Source organism: Pleionea sp. CnH1-48, from assembly GCF_024124665.1.
Classification (GTDB): domain Bacteria; phylum Pseudomonadota; class Gammaproteobacteria; order Enterobacterales; family Kangiellaceae; genus JAMXSB01.
Genome location: NZ_JAMXSB010000004.1, coordinates 224,931 through 243,075 on the forward strand (window position 1 = coordinate 224,931; position 18,145 = coordinate 243,075).

The following is an 18,145-nucleotide window of genomic DNA, read 5'->3' on the forward strand; positions in this document are numbered from 1 at the left end:
TAAGAGTGAAATATAAGAAGCCATTGCCACCTTTAATCAATCAGAGCGTTGAGAGAATGTTGGTTGCTTTTTAATCATTCGTGCGCTTACTTCAGTACTTGACTAGCTATTGGCTTAACCCTAATGTAGGCCTATAATAAAATGCATAATTAGAACTATCTCATTGATAGAATTAAGTTATCTTGCCCTTGGAGAGTGTGAATGTGTGGAATAGCAGGAGCTATTAGTTTTAATCGCCCAAACTGTGAACAAGCCGTTTTAGAGTTAATGTCTCAAGCACTAGAGCACCGTGGGCCTGATGACGAATCTTTTTATCATGATGACTTTCTTTCTTTGGCCTTTCGCCGATTGTCCATTGTTGATGTGGAAGGAGGACAGCAACCTATATGGGACCAAGAAAACAAAGTTTTTGTAGTTGTCAACGGCGAAATTTACAACCACAAAGAACTGCGGTCGCAATTGAAGAATGAACATCATTTTTCAACGGAGTCAGACTCCGAGATTGTTCTGCATTTGTATAAAGAGTACGGTGTAGAAGCTTTCAGTATGCTAAATGGTATGTTCGCGTTAGCGATTTGGGATACCATTTCAAATACTTTGATTTTAGCGCGTGACAGATTGGGGATAAAACCCATGTATTATGCTCATGTTAGCGACACGCTTATTTTTGCATCGGAATTAAAGTCTTTGCTGTTGCACCCTGATTGTCCTAAATCTCTTGACTGGCAAGACCTTGAGATCGAAGGTTTACAGCAAAAAGCTGATATATCAACTTATGTTAAGGATGTTCACTATCTACCTGCTGCTTCTTTCATGGTGTTTAATGCCGACCAAAACTTAAAGGTAAACAGTTACTGGAGCCTGGATTCTGTCTATGGATCGGCAACCGACAAAACAGCTAAACAGCTTGAGTCGGATTATCTGGCTTTGCTTGATGACTCTGTCGAAAAGCGATTAATGAGTGATGTGCCACTGGGTATCTTTTTAAGTGGAGGTATCGATTCTTCTTTGTTAACCGCATTAGCTGCTAAGCGCCATACTAATATCCATTGCTTCACTGTTGTTGAGCGAACAACTTATCGTGCAGGAGATGTACAACAGGCGAAAGCAATTACTGAGCAACTAGGACTCCCTTTTTATCCTATTTATTTTGATGCTCAAAAGATTGCCGAAAATTTCGATCTTAATCAGTTAGAAGAAATGATTTACTTGATTGAATCACCGCGATTTGATCCTGAGTGGCTGTTTAAGAGTGAGTTACATAAAGCGGCTAAACACTATGTTCCTGACCTTAAAGTCATTCTTTTGGGGCAGGGGGCCGATGAGTTTGCTGGTGGGTACTCGTCTTTTCTTGGCTCTGATAATCAAACTTGGCAAGATTATTTAAATAGAGAAGTGAGTGAGTCCGTAGCATTTTACGAGCGTTACAACGAGCAAATACCCGAACGATTTTTTCAGTATGTTCAGAGTAACGAACTTGAGCGGGTCAATGGTGTTTCGAATCCCTGCGCCAACTATCACAAAAAGATGGCATTGTTATTAAATCAATTGCAGTTTTTCAATCTATGGCATGAAGATCGAACAAGCTCTTACCATAGTGTTGAATCAAGAGTACCTTTTCTGGACCATCGAATTGTTGAGTTGCTGGCTTCTGTCCCTGAATCTCTTCAGGAAGAGTTATTTTGGGATAAGAATATTGTCAGAGCGGCTTTACAGGAGTCGATGAGCAACTATCCTCAGGATAAAAAGAAAGTGCCATTCTTCGTAACTGACGATATCGCTTCTATTAATGAATTCGCTTGGACCATAGCTGCTAATGTTTATCCAGCCTTTAAGGATAAATATCTATCGCAGAACAGTTCGATGAGCACTCAATCTTATGAAAAACTGTATCAGGATGTGATTAAACGTTGCCACGCTAAATTTGACTCCGCGTGGCAGTTAATTAATCTTATGTCGTTGGCTATTTTTTCTGAATACATCAAAGATGCTAAGACGTTTTTGGCTAACTTCCAACGTCGTCAAGATGCGCCTTTGCCTCTGGTGCAACAAGGAGATTGGGCTCGTCTTGATGAAGCTTTCCGGCAAACAGCCGCTAGTCCTAATAGTGTGAGTTGTTTGGCCGAAGATCTTGTTAACATCCCTGAGTTTTGTGAAATACTCAATCCGCTCACCGAAGAAGAAGGCAATACTTGCTTGATATTGTTGCATAAAGGCGAAGAAATTCGGCGCATTCATGTTAACGACGATTTTTATTGGGTGGTACAGGTCATTGATGAAATGGGACGTCATATTAGAGAGCCCAAATCTTTTGGATATTGGCTGGGGCGAAGTAAAGCACAGGAGCCGCAATTCTTTGCAATTTTCAATGATTTAGTAGAGGGCGGTTTTCTTGAACGTATAGGGGCGAAGGCATGAAGATTATTCGAGAAGTGTTTAAGAAGGGAAAAATAACTCAAGATACCCTCGATATCATAGCTAAACATATTGACGAAAAAGAGGCGGAAAGCCTGTTTCGTGCTAACAATAAAAAATCGAAGAAAAACTTTGATCAGGCAATGGCTAAGATGAGACGAGCATTAGTCAGCTATATCAGAGAAGAAAAATTTGGCGTTTACGGAAAATCCAAGGTTCTAAAAGTTGTACAAGATCGTTTACTAGAATTAGGGTTTGACGGTGAACTGGTCAGGGCTCTGGTAAAGAAAGTCATGATGGGGTAAATGCTAATCTTGTGGCGCTCATCAACTTAGGGATGAGTGCTGCTTTTGCAGTGTTAGTCATAAAGTTACACCTCCCACTACATTTTTTAACACTTTTTCACTCTGGCCTACATAAATTACTCAATTCTAAAACGATCTTTCTCTTAATATCCTTAATCATGATGTCAAATCGATTATGAGGGTTTGACATGCAAAAAGAAGTGGTTGGAATAGGATGTATCTTTTTCTTCAACCTGGTATCGGCGAGCGATTTAACGGATACCGAAAAAGAAGAGTCCCAGGCTGATAGCAAAGAAGAGAACAAGGTGGTTGTTCTCACTAAAAGAAATCGTGCGCTAACCGAGATGACAGAGGAGACTAAGAAGCTTCTAGAAACGCCAGGAAGTCTAGGCGATCCTCTGTTAGCTATTTTTAGCCGTCCTGGAGTTATCGATTCTGATGGTGATGGGTTTGGTGAACCCGCTGTTCGGGGTTCATCACCGGATGATAATGCTTATTACATCGATATGCTGCCTGCGGGTTATATTTTTCATGATTTTGGAACCAGTATTTTTAACGAAAACCTGATTCAAGACTTTACGCTCCATCCGGCGGGTTTTGGCGCTCGCTACGGCAGTGCCACTGGTGGCGTGTTTGATGTAAGACTGAGAGATCCTAGAAATCAACCGTTAGAAACAACGATCGATGCCAGTTTTTTGCGTGCTGGCGTGATGTTTGAAGGTGAGGTGACTGAGAACCAGGCCTTTTACTTGTCTTACCGAAAAAGCTTATTAGATAAGTTTTACGAAGACGACGAAGACAGCGGTGTCACAGCTTACAAACCTCCTAAAGACAATGATTATCAAGGTAAATATCAATGGCTGATTGGCGATAATCAAAAGCTAACCTTATCTATTACAGGAGCCGAAGACACTGCGGCCATTCGAGTGTCGTCCGATTCTGATGAGGGTCGTCTCGACCCTGATATTGTGGGCAACAACACCTTAACCAACAAGTTCGATAGTCAGGGTATCAGTTGGCAATATTTTGGTGATAACAACAGTATCTTAAGCCTTTCTTTGGCCCACATGAAAAGTTCTAATCTTCACACGGCTGGTCCAGAAATGTTCATCGATGCGACGGATGATTCTTATGTGTCTCGACTGGAATACAGCTCTCAGTTGTTTAAAAATCATCAAGTCACGATGGGCGCTGAGTATGAGTCGTTCACTTTTAATTACAGCTACGACTTCAGACCCGAGTTCTGTACAGATATTGATGTAGACTGCCAGGATACTCGTGGAGACAGAGTAAGAGACAGTGATCGACTCAAGTTAACCAATGTCGCCACTTATATTGATGATCGATTTAAAATTAATGATGAGTTAACTTTGACCACCGGACTCAGAGCTGAGTACCAAGATTATACCAAAGAGTCATTTGTTCATCCGCGAGCATCCATTGAATGGGCGCCGTTAGACCGTTGGGTGTTTAATGCTAAAGCAGGCAGTTATAGTCGTTTTCCTGATGGCGATAAAGCTTTGCGTAAGCTTGGCAATCCAAATCTCAAGTCTCCTACTGCTAATCACTTTAGTGTCGGTGCTCAATTTATTAGTGGCGGGCTTTGGAGTGCCAATGTCGATCTGTACTATAAACAGTTAAAAAAACTGCCTCTTGCAACAAAACCAACGGACCCTGATTTCGATTTACGTTACGTGAACGAAGTTTCAGGAAAGGCAACGGGAATCGAATTGTTAGTTGAACGTGATCTAGCCGACAAATGGTATGGATGGTTTGCAGTCAGCTGGTCTAAGTCAGAAAGAACCAACGAGAGAACGGGTCAAACGGATCCTTATTATCTTGATACGCCACTCATTGCCAATCTAGTATTGAGCTACGCACCAACGGATCATTGGAAACTTGGTTTAAGATGGACCGGGAGAAAAGGCAAACGATATACGCCGATTGTTGGACTGAAACCTAATCCAGAGAGTGCAGGTAACTTTTTGCCAGTCTATGGAACACCGCACTCTCAAGATTTGCCTTATTATTCCAGAGCAGACTTTCGAGCCGAATACAGTTTCTTAATTGGCGGAAAACAGGCTTCGTTAGTCTTCGATGTACTCAATGTTCTTGGCAGCAAGAATATCTCTGGATACGGCTATGACCCCCAACCTGGAGACTCACCACAAAACTTCCTGATCAGTGGAGAAGAGGGCATTGAATTCTTCCCATCCATTGGCTTTAAGATGAAGTTTTAACCAGAGTATTGAGAGGTTCTACACTTTTTAACATTTTATCTCTAATATTACACGGTAAATCAGGTTTATTATCCTCTTTGGATAATTTTGATAAATAGGTGCGCATAACCAGCATGATGAAGCCCGTATTGTTATTCAGAATGATGCTTTTAGCTGTTCATGCTGGTGTTGTTAGTGCCGAGGATAATGAATCTCTCGATTCTACCAAGCAAGATACCGAGTCGAGTCAGTTGGACTTCAGCCTGGGGCTTGGAGTTGACTATGATGATCCTTTCTTACGCGGGTTCGAGTCGGATCAATGGACGATTGATATATTACTCGATTTTCGTTATAGCTATCGCCGCTTTTTTGTCGAGACCTATAGTCGAAAGGCTACGCCCGCTGTTATTGCTGCGGGCTACACCTTGCATCAAACCGAAGGCTGGCAATTCAATGCCATTGTTGGTGGTTATTTTGGTGAGCTATCTGAGTCCAGTGGTAACGAACCCGAAAATAATTTTTTACAAGGAATACATCGTAGAAGAAGTGCAGTAGAAGGAGGTTTTCGATCTGACTATCTGTTTGAAAATTCAGAGTTAAGTTTTGAGGCCGTCACCAATCTCAATTCGACTCATAAGGGGTGGTTAGCATCGGCTATCTATTCTTATTATATTCCCGCTGGAAACTGGGATTTTAATGTGAGCGGTGGCCTCACTCATATTTCTGATAACATTGGTAAATATTACTTTGGTATTGCCCCTGACGAAGCGCTTCCTAATAGACCTGAGTTTTCTGTCGGTGCTTCTCAATTATCTACTTTCTCTGTCCATGCCGAAGTGCCAGTGTCAGAAGATTGGGTATTTAAAGGCGCGATAGCCTACTGGAATTTTTCTGATAATTTGGCCGATAGTCCTCTCATTGAGTCTCAGAGCTGGGTAAATGCCACCTTTGGGCTATTTTATGTTTTCTGATCAGCCTATTGGAGATCAGTCGATAACACCCAATCGACCTCGGTTTGGCACTTTAAAGCAAGATGGCCCTCAAAGTGGGTTTATCTGTATCGGTCGAAGGGGGGGGATCTGTATAGCATTGTGTTGCCTGTTTTCTGCTACTGGAATAAAGGCACAAGCTACAGAGCCTGGCGAGTCGCAGTTCGATGTCTCACCCAACAAATGTGTTACTCTCAGAGAAGGGCGTGATTGTTTTGCAGCGGTAACATTCTTGTGGAAAACTCATCAAAAAGGTAACTATTGCATTGTTTCTGTTGATAACAAGAAGACTCTGAAATGTTGGAAGGGCGCATTAAAAGGCCAGTTACAGTTTCAGTTTAGCGCGAACAAAACTCTTGAGTACCAGTTAGTTCGAGAGTCTAATAGCCAAGTAATGGCATCAACCCAAATTGTGGTTAACTGGATTTATAAATCGAGAGGCGGTAAGCGTCGTTGGCGAGTGTTTTAGGAGGCTGCATGCAAAACTACGGTAATATTTTATTAGTCGAAGACGATGCCTCTTTAGCCAGTTGGATTTCTGATTACTTACTCAATCAGGGGTTCCAGGTGGCTCATTGTGATCATGGAGATCAGGTTGTTGCTCAAGTTAAAAAAGAGAACCCCGATTTAATTTTGCTCGATGTCATGCTGCCTGGTAAAGATGGTATCGAGATTTGCCGCGAACTGCGTTCTTTTTATAACAAACCGATTATCATGTTAACGGCAAAAACCGAAGAGTTTGACGAAGTGGTTGGGTTAGAAGTAGGTGCTAATGATTACGTCATGAAGCCTGTAAGACCCAGAGCTTTGTTAGCTCGAATTAAAGCATTTTTGCGCAATCAAACAGAGCACAATCAACCTCAGCAAAACAATCTATTGACCTTTGGCACTCTGAAATTGGAAGAGAAAGCTAAGCGATTGACTTATCGCGATCAAGAAGTTCAGCTGTCCACTCGGGAGTTTGAATTGATGTGGCTATTGGCCAGCCACGCTGGGCAGGTGCTAGAAAGAGATCATGTTTTTAAAGTGATTAAGAACCGAGAGTATGATGGTGTCGATAGAACCATTGATGCTTTGGTATCGGGTTTAAGAAAGAAGTTTAATGACGATTCGCAAAAGCCGCAAAAAATAAAAACCATTTGGGGAAAAGGCTACCTGTTTGTTGCGGATGCCTGGGATAATTAATCCGAGAGAGCCATGAAGCGACTTTATATCAGTATCATTCTTACCTGTTTAATGTCTTTGTTTTTTCTAGGCTGGATTCTTGATCAAGTTTACGACGCCACAACCAGCAGCAGTCATGCTAGTGATTACAGTGCCTACCGTAGTTTATCAACGGCTTTTGTGGATCAGCTTTCTGCTACTGCTAAGGAAAATTTAGAGGCTCGTGTACGCCAACTTTCGCTCCGCTATGACCTCGAAGTGAAACTTGAAGCGAAAAGTAACCTGGTATTGCCCAACGTATTATCTGAGCGTCTGTTATCAGGACAAGCAGTGCTGATTGAAGATGCTAATGGTCCTTATTTAATCTCTGTCATTCCGGGTCATGATGCATGGCTTATCAATATGGCATTGCCTAAAGAACCGGTTGGGCCAACTAATATTAATATTTTGTTAACCATCGCTTTATACGGTGGCTTGTGCTTTATTTTAATCGTATGGCTAACACCTTTGACACGTCGCCTTCGCTTAATTAGTAAAATGGCCGACCGCTTTGGTCAAGGTGATCTGTCTGTTCGTTTAGCGCCGACAAGGTGGACCTATATTGAACCTGTCGAAAAAGGGTTTAATCGTATGGCAGAACAAGTAGAAACTTTGTTTAACGACAACAGACTACTTGCACAAAGCCTGTCTCACGATTTACGCACTCCGCTAGCATGTCTTCGTTTTGGGATTGATGCGATTCAAGAGGCGCAATCCGAGCAACAAAGGCAGGAGTATTTTGAGAGGATAGAAAAGGACTTACTAAGAATAGAAAATATGATGGCCGCATTTCTGGAATATGCATCGTTAGAGAGAGAAGCCCTAAATCAGACAAAGGGCCCTTTAGTTTTGGGTGATGTGGTTGCTGAGCTTATTAAGCAATGCTCGACCCTGTCTGATGCGCTGAATAAACAGTTAAGTTTTGCTCAATCAGAACAGGTTGTTGTTGTGCAGGCCGATAGACTCTGGCTTGAGGGGCTAATTACTAACCTGGTGACGAATGCTATACAACATTGTAGATCGGAAGTTCATATTGCTTTACATGTAGATGAGGGTAAGGCAAAGCTGATTGTCGAAGACGACGGAAAAGGCATTCCAGTCGACAAAATGAAAGATGTTTTTAAGCCTTTTGTTAAGTTGGACAAAAGCAGAACTCAAAAGAGTAGCAACTCTGGTTTTGGTCTAGGGTTGGCAATTGTTAATAAAGTGGCAAGCTGGTATCAATGGCAGGTTTATGTAGAAAACTCAAAGCAAACGGGCGGGGCAGTGTTTACTGTCGTTTTTTCAAACCCTTAACGGAGTGACTTACGATAACCATTTGGCGTTTCTCCTGTTTCTTGTTTGAAAGCTTTATAGAAGGAAGAGCGGGCATTAAAGCCAACTGCTAAAGCGATATCTGATACGGTATCACTACTATTTTTTAATCGCTCCTTAGCCGCTATAACTCTCCATCGATTGACGAAGTCAAAGAAATTCACCTCCATTGTTTCATTAAGCGTTTGAGAAATATAGTTCGGCGATACTGATAGGTGCTGAGCTAACTTTTGTAAAGTTAGACTCGAGTTTAGGTAGAGTTTGTCTTCCATCATCGCTCTGTCGAGTTTTTCCTCAAGCCGTTTAGCTTGTTCCTGACCTAGTGCTGACCTTTGATATCTATGACGATTCTTTACCGATGCATCATCATCTGTAAGACCGTCTATCTCTGTGAGTTCAGTCGGATTGATGCTTGAGGCGTGTAGAATACCAAACATGGCAATGGACCAGATGAGTATTAGATACAAAGTGACTTTGACGACTTCTGCATAATGGCTTTGTTCAAACAGACTCGATAGTATCATGAGTACAAAAGCAGAGACCCAGGAGGCGATACCCAGAGCAAGAGCTCCTTGAGTTGAATGAGTTTGTTGATTGGTATTGGATAGGATGTCCTTTAACTTTTTATGATATGCCATTAAGCGCTTAGTGAGCTGATACAGTGTCAAAATACAATCCATGATCCAGAACATGAGTGCAAAAAACAAAAGCAGTACTACCACTAGAGGTAATCCCGTATCGGCTGCTGTGCCAAGAATGAAAATGCTCTGACGTTGCTCCTCGCTTAGACTCATGCAGAGAATACTGATAAGTAGTCCAATCAAGAACAGTGCTGACTGTCGATAAGGAATGTTTTTTAACCGCAACAACTGTCCAAAAGTGATGCTTTCAATATAGAGCTGTAGCGCTGGATTGAGCAGAAATAGAGCAGGGAAAACTACACTCACATAAAGAGTGTATTGCTCTCGGCCCCATTGACTAAAAACAGGCTCAAAAGCCACCACGCCATTAGCCAGGAGAAATGCAATCAATGATACCTTACTGGTTAAATTTTGCTTTTTTGCAATCAGCACGCTGATACATAAGGCTATCTGACCGACAAGCATCATAGTGACTATGAGTAGTATTGGCTCATTCAATGTCTGCGTTTCCATTACTGTTTGTAATTAAACATTCAATATATTTCTATTTTATCGATTTTTGTCTTTATCTATGTCTCAGCGTACAGTCCAGGACACTCTATCTATTTCATTTGCTTGGTGATTCTCACAAAATAAGCATAGCGATGTTGGATTCGAATGTGTATCCATTCATGTTGATTTTACTCAAATTATTCAATAGGAAAGTAGGAGATATTAATGGGAACATTGGGATTGATACTGCATATAGCGACGGGGACCATTGCAGTCTTTGCTGGCATTCTGGGGCTGTTAACCAAAAAAGGAGGGCGCCTACATCGCAAAGCGGGCAATGTATTCTTTATTACTATGCTTATTCAGGCATTCATGGGTTTTGTTTTGGCTATGGTCGATAGCTTTATGATTACCGCTATGGCCGGTATTTTTACCTGCTATCTGGTTGCGACGGCTTGGAGTGTTGTTCGTTCTGCGCCAGGTTCCCTATCGGTGTTTGATTATGTAGCACCTGTATTTGCTCTGCTGGTTTTTGGGGTCTGCGGTTTTCTAGGTCTCGAAGCACAAAGCTCTAATTCGGGCACCCTGAGAGGCATTTCTTACGAGTATTATTACTTCTTTGCGACTATGGCCCTGGTGGCCGGCGGTTTGGATATTCGAATGCTGCTCACGAAGGGCGTTGTGGGTGGTCATAGAATCGCCAGGCATCTGTGGCGAATGTGTTTTGCGCTCTACTTATCTCTTGGTTCATTTGTAGAGCAAAGCGCTGATCGAATTCCTAAAGTATTTTATGATTATGGATTAGGTAACCTACCAGATATCGTTCTGTTATTGATGTTGTTTTTCCTGGCCAGCGTGTTTTATCAATCCTATAAGAGAAACAAAGTAGCTAAAAACAGTCATCCTACGAATTTATGATGCAAAAGATTCAAGAGCCAGTGGCAATACCGAGGTACTCTGGAAAGTTAGCTGTATTAAAACGGGGAGATGCCCCAGAAAGATAATTGTTTTCTCTATTTGTCGATATGAGGCCACTTGCACCCCATGCAAGTGTGCTTGGGTATGGTAATTGTCCTGATCCGATCAAACAATCTTTGAGACCAGCAGGACTTTTTTATACACTGTTGCTCAATTTAAAGAAAATCATAAAATTTCAGCAAATTAGAGGTAGTTTTGAACAATTATTCAACAAATCTTAATGCTGCGACTGCACAAAAGGGATGGTTTAACCGTTTCTTAGCCACCGTTGAGTGGTTAGGTAACTTATTACCTCACCCTGTGACACTGTTCGCTATGTTTGCACTGGGTATTGTTTTACTCAGTGGCTTGTTAGGTTATTTTGACGTCAGTGTGGCCGATCCTCGCCCCGAAGGAAGCGCAGGACGTGCAGCGGATGGAATGATCAAAGTTATTTCATTGCTCAATGCTGAAGGTCTTCAGCGTATTGTTACAGGATTGGTAACCAACTTTACTGGATTTGCCCCGCTGGGCACGGTACTTGTTGCCATGCTGGGTGTAGCGGTTGCTGAGCATTCTGGAATGCTATCTACTGCCATGCGTGCATTGGTGATGGGTGCATCAAAGCGTATGGTTACCGTGACCATCGTATTTGCTGGTATCGTTTCAAATACTGCATCCGAATTAGGTTATGTGGTACTGATTCCTCTTGCTGCAATGATTTTCCATTCTCTAGGTCGACATCCTCTCGCTGGTTTGGCCGCGGCGTTTGCCGGGGTGTCTGGTGGTTATAGTGCGAACCTTTTGTTGGGTACGGTTGATCCGCTATTGTCTGGTATCACTGAGTCAGCGGCTCACTTACTTGATCCAACTTATATGGTTGGCCCAGAGGTAAACTGGTACTTCATGGTTATCAGTACCTTTGTTGTGGCGACGTCGGGTGCTCTAGTTACTGAGAAAATCGTTGAGCCTCGTTTAGGACCTTACAATAAAGATGATGCTGCTATTGATCTTGGCGAGCAAAAAATGGACAAGCCAACCAGTCAAGAAATGCGTGCGTTAAAATTTGCTGGTCTTTCTTTTGCTGCATTAGTAGGCCTGCTCGCTTTAACCGTTGTTCCAGAAGGTGGCATATTACGTCACCCAGAAACAGGTTCTGTTGCTGGCTCTCCTTTCCTTAAAGGTATTGTTGTCTTTATTTTCATCACTTTTGCCATTCCTGGTTTTGTTTATGGACGCTTCGCTGGCACCATGAAAAATGACCGCGACGTCATTGACGCCATGGCAAAAAGTATCAGTAGCTTAGGCTTATACATTACTCTGGTATTCTTTGCGGCTCAGTTTGTTGCTTTCTTTAAGTGGACTAATCTGGGTACGGTATTAGCAGTGAAGGGCGCGGCTTTGCTACAGGCACTGGGTTTAGATGGACCCGAAGTGTTTGTTCTATTCATCATTATGTGTGCGATGATCAACTTAAGCTTAGGTAGTGCGTCGGCTCAATGGGCGGTGACTGCACCTATCTTTGTTCCTATGCTAATGCTGATCGGATTTGCGCCAGAAGTGATTCAGGCTGCTTATCGAATTGGTGATTCAATTTCTAATGTTATCACTCCAATGATGAGCTATTTTGGTTTGATATTGGCGGTGGCCGCGAGGTATCAGAAGAATCTGGGGATGGGGACGCTCATAGCGATGATGTTGCCATACTCGATGGTATTCTTTGTGGCATGGACAGCACTATTCTATATTTGGGTGTTCCTGCTGGGTATGCCAGTTGGTCCAGGTGCTGCGACTTATTACACACCCTAGTTAAATATTAGCGAAGTGATAAAACAGCCAATGATCGGTAGGTTGCAAACTATCTATTCTTGGCTGTTTTGATAGACTGATTTTAAGCTATCAGCAATATCGAGCAAATTATTGGTAATCACCTTAAATAATCAAACTTTAAGAATTGGAAGCCCGTTAATTACTTGGTGGGGCTGGCATTTCTTCACTTAGCTTTTATATAACTTCCTTTTGCTGTGCCTCAAAATTTTTTATTAGTTTATCATTTATTTTACTCAGAAAATTTGTTTACCTACGCTTGACAAGCAGATTGGCTTTGAGTAGTTTCTACTATGTTTTTCGAGTATCGGGGAAGCTGCATTAGTTGCTGTAGATCAACAAAGGGATTTAAACACAGTTGTTTGCTAATAATGATACGCCCAAAGAGTAAGATGTAAAGTCGTATTGAGTCTCTTCATGCAGATTGGAAAGTAGTCGCAATGCCATGATAGAAAGTTAATGTGAGCAATAAAGTGATTCTTGTGTAATAAAATTGAAATATAAATTCTATAACGTGTAATACTGTTTGGAAGCCGTATTATCGGGCTTTATAAAAAATATAGGGAGCAATAAGTGAAGTTTCGAAGCTATGTGAATGCAGTGTTTTTATTATCATCAGTTATGAGTTTTTCAGTAGCGAATGCTGAGTTTAGTATTAAAGCGCTAGATACTATTAATCTATTGCATGAAAAAGCGGCGTGGAATGGAAGGACCGTTTTTTCGCGTCATGGAGACTTTGAAACTTTAAAGAAAAAAATAGTTAATATTATTGAGCGCAACGAAGTATTGAATATTGATGATAAAGAACATATTTATCGATTTGAGTTTATTAGTGGCGAGGATGTCGTTCTGGCAAACTTAGGGGAGTTCTACTTGCAGCATAGTGATGTGTATTACTTAATTAGCAATGATGAATTTTTGGCTATTAAATCTATATTAGAGAATCGTATCTCAAAAAAAACAAGATAGGTAATTGTGGTTAACAGAGCTTTATTAAGAGAACTTAAGCTTTCTCTGTATGCAAAAGGATATTGTCATTTAGAGTTAGGTTCCATAGAAGAGTATGAAGCATTGTCGGCGCAGCTTGGGATAGTATTTGCTAAAACAAATATTGAAGTTGATACCAGCAAGGGAGGCGCTTTACTAACGTCGAAAGGTATGTCGTTACATACTGATCACCCTATAGCCAAGTACGTTGCTTGGTTTTGTGAATGCCCTTCAATGGATGGAGGGGAATCGTTATTGATGGATTCTCATGAACTTATTGATAATTTTACTGCTTCAGAGAAGGACGCTTTGAGAAGTATTTTCGTTCGTATTCCAGCTGGAGGAGAAAAAAAGTACGAGTTGGCACCTATGTTGAGTCAATTTGGACTCTACTATGCTGATTGGCTTATCCATCGACCACAGCAAAAAAGCGGTGATGCACTAAATATATTTATAAAAAGGCTTGAGCAGTCAAAGCCCGCAGAAATAAAACTAAAGAAGAACGACGCACTTTTTATTGATAACAAGCGAGTGTTACATGGAAGAAAGGCATTTTATGGAAATACACGCCGTTTGGTTAGGTACTGGATTAAAACTAGGATACATATAAATGATTGAGTCAAATAATGTGAGCCCATTGAAAGAAGAAATAGTGGATTTAAAGTTGCTGCTTGAGTTTAAGGATGATGATGTAATTGATGGGTTTTGTCAAAAGTATGACGTTACGAGAGATGATGCGAATACTATATTCGAAGACATGCTCAGATTTTTTTGGTTGTCTGAAAAGTATAATAGTGAGCTATTGTCGGTTATCGATCACCCTATCTTAATCATTGACAAAATGTGGCATACATTTATTTTGTTTACACGAAATTATGTGCAGTTTTGTAACACGTATTTTGGTCGGTACATTCATCATGCTCCAACAACAATTAGTGAAAAGAAAGAGCATAAGAAGAAGCTGAAAAAGGAAATTCTTCAGGAAAAAGGCCAGCGTTATGAACTGATATATGAAATGCTTGGGAAGGATATATTTATTCGTTGGTTTCTTATATATCCAGACCAGTATACAAAAGACGCAATACTTAAATTACGTAAATATTAAGGACTATTACATGAAAAAAGTTGAAGAACTAAAAGGTTTAAATAAAAAAGAACTGATCGATGAGGCTTTGTTAAAGAACGTTGTTGGAGGGTGGGACGGTGATCCTGAGTGTTCTGCATGCGGTACGGCTGCTTGTCAAGTACAGGATTGTGGAACCAATATTTGTCAGAACCAATGCTATCAGGACTGGTGCTGGAAACCCAAGCCAGCACCTAAAAATGCTAGTAAGTCAGGCGTTTAGAGCGTTTTGATTTAGCCTTATGGCCTCACGAACTTTTGAGGCCAATTTAGTTAGTACTCGATTAAGCAATCCCCAATAATGAACAGAAGCCTATTTAGAAATGAAGCCATTCGTGCGAAAAGTGATTATCAGTATGGAAGAGCCCTCATTAAAACTCCCAAGCTACTTAGCTACCTGATTGTAACTCTGCTTAGTTTTTTTATTATATCGTTAGTTGTTGTAAGTCTTTCTACTTATTCTCGAAAAGTTTCAGTCAGAGGCATTCTAATGCCTTTGCATGGTGAAATTAAGGTTTATTCAGAGATCAGTGGAATCATTGATTCTGTACTGGTAGAAGGAGGAGGTTATGTTGATGAGGAACAGCCACTTTTTGAGATCAAGCGGAGCCTGATCGATGAACAGGGTGTGGACTACAATAAAGCAAAGTTAAATGAGTTGCAGCGCCAGAAGTCATTGTTAAAAAAAACGATAAAGGAAACTCGACAGCTTTTTGAAAGTGATCGATCTGTTAGCAAAATACAATTGAAATCATTAAAAATGGAGCTTGCTAAGTTAAAAGAGTTGCTCGCGTTAGAGAATGAGCAGAAAAGTGTATTGCAAGAGCAATTAAGTAACATCTCTGACTTAGTAAGTAAGGGCCATGCATCAAAAAAACTATCATGGGATTATGAAAAAAACATTGTTGCGCAAAGAGTAAAAATCAAGGCAACCGAAGGAAATATTGTTAAGCTTGAATCCCAAGTGCACCAACTGGAACTCGAGGGTGTAGCAACTATCAATAGTAACAGTATTAAAATTAACAATCTGGAAAAGGAACTTAGTCTTATAGAAACCTCACTGCTTGATAGTCGGATGAAAAACAATGTTAGAATCGTTTCTCCAGTTTCTGGTCATGTCAGCTTCTTGCAAGTTCATAAAGGTCAGAAAATCGATCAAAACCTATTGTTGGCTACAATATTACCTAAAAAAAACCAACTTATCGCGGAGGTCCAAGTTCCATCCAGTGCGATCAGCGAGTTATACCCAGGAAAGCTTGTAAAAATCAAGTTCGATGCATTTCCATACCAAGAGTTTGGCCTATTCGATGGGCAAGTTATTGAAGTTTCTAGTAGTGTTTTAAAACCAGAAGAGATTGTTGCTCAGCTCAAACCAGTAGTTCCTGTCTATTTGGTAAAAGTTGAGTTAGAAGATGAAAGAATTGTCAGAAAAGGAAAGTCCTATGAACTACAAAGTGGTATGTTATTAGATGCAGAGGTGATAATTGAAACGATGCAAATTATTGACTGGTTTATAAACACTCTTTTCAATAGGAACTAATTTATGGGAGCTATTGAAAAAATATCATGGATTAACAGAAAGACTGTACCAATAATCTATCAGTCAGAGGTGTCAGAATGTGGCCTGGCCTGTCTCGCTATGATTTCTTCCTACTATGGTGCATCAATTGAGCTGGTTTCTTTACGTCACAAGTATAACTCAACGTTAAAAGGCACGTCTCTGAAAGAGCTGATTAATCTGGCTGAGCAATTATCGCTGTCCTGCCGACCAGTAAGGATGGATGTAAGCCAGGTAAGTGATTTGAAAGAGCTATCGATGCCTTGTATATTACATTGGGAAATGAACCATTTTGTAGTTCTAGATGCCGTTAATGGAAAACATGCTTACATCCTCGATCCAGCAAAAGGAAAGCAGAAAGTTCGCTTTGAAGAATTATCTGAAAAATTTACTGGTGTGGCACTAGAGCTTTACCCAAACTCAACATTTGAAAAGAAAGAGCCCGAAAACAGGTTGAAGCTTGGCGATTTCGCAAAAAACATAGTTGGATTAAAACCGTTTTTTGCTAAAGTTTTGTTGCTTTCTTTATCTCTCCAGATTGTTAGTATGCTACTGCCTATCTATACGCAAGTAGTTATCGATAGTGTCGTTGTAAGTAGCAACTTAAATATGATGACTTCTTTGGCAATTGGTTTCACGTTTATCGTTATCTTTAATACTTTGCTAAATGCTATACGTTCAATTTTAGTTGCAATAACAGCCGCACAGATAAACATTCAATTTGGAAGCAATATATTTAAGCATCTTATAAAACTCCCTGTTGAATGGTTTACCAAAAGGCACACTGGAGACATTGTCTCTCGTTTTTCGTCTATTGATACTATTCAGAATACACTGACTAACAATGTTGTAGAGTCTCTTGTTGATGGGCTACTGGTCATAGGCACCTTGACTTTGATGTTTGCATATAGTGCTTATTTGGCTACGGTCACGTTAGTCATTGTTATGATATTTATCACTTTTCGTTTAGTCTTCTTTTCGCGATTTAAAGCTGCAAATGAAGACTATATTGTAAAAAAGGCAGCTCTAGACACAAATTTTATAGAAAATGTCAGATCATCAGAGCTGGTTAAGTTGTTTACTGCAGAAAACATTCAGCATGCAAAGTGGCTAAACCACTTTGGAGATTCGATAAATGCTTCTCTTGCTATGCAACGATTACGGATATTGTTTGACAGCTTCCAAATATTATTATTTGGCTTTGAGAATATTATTGTCATATATATTGCTGCTACACTCGTTGTTGATAAAACTATAAGTGTCGGTATGCTTGTTGCTTTTTTGGCATTTAAAGGTCAATTTCGTAGTAAAGCTACTTCATTAATCGATAAGTTAATTGACTTTAAGATGCTTAGACTTCACTTCCAGCGATTAGGAGATATTGTACTGTCTGCATCAGAAAATATAGACAGTTTTGACGTTCAGAACAGAGAGCTGAAGGGGGAGGTTGAATTAAGAAATGTTACTTTCCGATATTCAGATGCGGAACCATACATTATAAGAAATCTATCAGCTCATATAAAGCTCAATGAATCAGTAGCTATTACAGGGCCTTCAGGATGTGGAAAAACGACCTTAATGAAACTTATGTTAGGTTTACTAAAGCCCACTTCGGGACAAATTCTTATTGATGGGATACCTATAGAGCAATGGAGCCTACATAATTACCGAAAGCAGATCGCGTCAATAATGCAAGAAGACAAGCTACTATCTGGTACGCTGATAGAAAATATCACTTTTTTTTCTACGGAACCAGACATAGAGTGGGCGAAAAAATGTGCTTTTTTTTCTGTTATTGCAAAAGATATCCACGACTTACCAATGAAATATAATACGATTATTGGTGATATGGGGAATACCTTATCTGGAGGACAAAAACAGCGACTCTTTTTAGCCAGGGCTTTCTACAAATCACCAAAAGTATTATTTCTTGACGAGTCTACTTCTCATCTAGATGTTCAACATGAGAAAATGGTGAACGAAAATATTCGAAAACTAGGTGCAACTAAAATATTTATCTCTCATAGAGTAGAAACGATTAACAGTGCAGATTGGGTTATTAAACTAGAAAAACTTAATGACGCAGAGCAGAATTGCGAAATTAAAGAATAGGAA

16 protein-coding genes are annotated in these 18,145 nt (G+C 40.4%); 15 read left to right on the forward strand and 1 reads right to left on the reverse strand.

All coding sequences use genetic code 11. From position 1 onward, the window contains the following. Nucleotides 1–201: 201 nt before the first annotated feature. From asnB to NH399_RS08310, 7 genes are all read left to right on the forward strand, one after another. Nucleotides 202–2,418 (forward strand): asparagine synthase (glutamine-hydrolyzing), encoded by a 2,217-nt coding sequence (asnB, locus tag NH399_RS08280; RefSeq protein ID WP_253038709.1) that lies wholly within the window; start codon nt 202–204, stop codon nt 2,416–2,418. After that, entirely contained in the window at nt 2,415–2,720 is a 306-nt protein-coding gene (locus NH399_RS08285; protein WP_253038711.1) for a hypothetical protein, read from the forward strand. Before asnB ends, NH399_RS08285 begins: the two co-directional genes overlap by 4 nt. Before the next feature lie 188 nt (nt 2,721–2,908). Continuing rightward, nucleotides 2,909–4,960: a TonB-dependent siderophore receptor gene (locus tag NH399_RS08290; RefSeq protein WP_253038713.1), complete on the forward strand. Its 2,052-nt coding sequence runs from the start codon at nt 2,909–2,911 to the stop codon at nt 4,958–4,960. A 113-nt stretch (nt 4,961–5,073) separates the two neighbouring features. Continuing rightward, nucleotides 5,074–5,910 (forward strand): MipA/OmpV family protein, encoded by an 837-nt coding sequence (locus NH399_RS08295; RefSeq protein WP_253038715.1) that lies wholly within the window; start codon nt 5,074–5,076, stop codon nt 5,908–5,910. Next, nucleotides 5,900–6,397: a DUF3019 domain-containing protein gene (locus tag NH399_RS08300; RefSeq protein ID WP_253038717.1), complete on the forward strand. Its 498-nt coding sequence runs from the start codon at nt 5,900–5,902 to the stop codon at nt 6,395–6,397. The genes NH399_RS08295 and NH399_RS08300 overlap by 11 nt, the downstream gene beginning before the upstream one ends. Before the next feature lie 8 nt (nt 6,398–6,405). Then, nucleotides 6,406–7,113 (forward strand): response regulator transcription factor, encoded by a 708-nt coding sequence (locus tag NH399_RS08305; protein WP_253038719.1) that lies wholly within the window; start codon nt 6,406–6,408, stop codon nt 7,111–7,113. A gap of 12 nt (nt 7,114–7,125) precedes the next feature. Next, nucleotides 7,126–8,427 (forward strand): ATP-binding protein, encoded by a 1,302-nt coding sequence (locus NH399_RS08310; protein WP_253038721.1) that lies wholly within the window; start codon nt 7,126–7,128, stop codon nt 8,425–8,427. Here the strand turns inward: NH399_RS08310 and NH399_RS08315 are convergent. Further along, nucleotides 8,424–9,584, reverse strand: a complete 1,161-nt coding sequence (locus NH399_RS08315; RefSeq protein WP_253038723.1) for an AraC family transcriptional regulator — start codon at nt 9,582–9,584, stop codon at nt 8,424–8,426. The two genes, NH399_RS08310 and NH399_RS08315, sit on opposite strands and share 4 nt — an antisense overlap. Nucleotides 9,585–9,803: 219 nt before the next feature. On the opposite strand from NH399_RS08315, the gene NH399_RS08320 reads away from it, so the two are divergent. From NH399_RS08320 to NH399_RS08355, 8 genes are all read left to right on the forward strand, one after another. Beyond that, nucleotides 9,804–10,496 carry a hypothetical protein gene (locus tag NH399_RS08320; protein WP_253038725.1) on the forward strand — a complete coding sequence of 231 codons (693 nt, stop codon included), beginning with the start codon at nt 9,804–9,806 and terminating at the stop codon, nt 10,494–10,496. Nucleotides 10,497–10,751: 255 nt separating this feature from the next. Then, a complete protein-coding gene (locus tag NH399_RS08325) occupies nt 10,752–12,344 on the forward strand; it encodes an AbgT family transporter (protein WP_253038727.1) in 1,593 nt (530 codons plus the stop codon). A 591-nt stretch (nt 12,345–12,935) separates the two neighbouring features. Then, the gene (locus NH399_RS08330) at nt 12,936–13,331 is read left to right on the forward strand and encodes a hypothetical protein (RefSeq protein ID WP_253038729.1); all 396 of its coding nucleotides are present in this window, start codon (nt 12,936–12,938) and stop codon (nt 13,329–13,331) included. A gap of 6 nt (nt 13,332–13,337) precedes the next feature. Further along, nucleotides 13,338–13,967 carry a TauD/TfdA family dioxygenase gene (locus NH399_RS25880; RefSeq protein WP_253038741.1) on the forward strand — a complete coding sequence of 210 codons (630 nt, stop codon included), beginning with the start codon at nt 13,338–13,340 and terminating at the stop codon, nt 13,965–13,967. Beyond that, nucleotides 13,960–14,454 carry a hypothetical protein gene (locus NH399_RS08340; RefSeq protein WP_253038743.1) on the forward strand — a complete coding sequence of 165 codons (495 nt, stop codon included), beginning with the start codon at nt 13,960–13,962 and terminating at the stop codon, nt 14,452–14,454. The genes NH399_RS25880 and NH399_RS08340 overlap by 8 nt, the downstream gene beginning before the upstream one ends. Nucleotides 14,455–14,464: 10 nt before the next feature. Continuing rightward, nucleotides 14,465–14,695 carry a hypothetical protein gene (locus NH399_RS08345; RefSeq protein ID WP_253038745.1) on the forward strand — a complete coding sequence of 77 codons (231 nt, stop codon included), beginning with the start codon at nt 14,465–14,467 and terminating at the stop codon, nt 14,693–14,695. A gap of 78 nt (nt 14,696–14,773) precedes the next feature. Then, nucleotides 14,774–16,012 carry an HlyD family secretion protein gene (locus NH399_RS08350; protein ID WP_253038747.1) on the forward strand — a complete coding sequence of 413 codons (1,239 nt, stop codon included), beginning with the start codon at nt 14,774–14,776 and terminating at the stop codon, nt 16,010–16,012. 3 nt (nt 16,013–16,015) lie between these two features. Next, nucleotides 16,016–18,142, forward strand: a complete 2,127-nt coding sequence (locus NH399_RS08355; RefSeq protein WP_253038749.1) for a peptidase domain-containing ABC transporter — start codon at nt 16,016–16,018, stop codon at nt 18,140–18,142. The last annotated feature ends 3 nt before the right edge of the window (nt 18,143–18,145 follow it).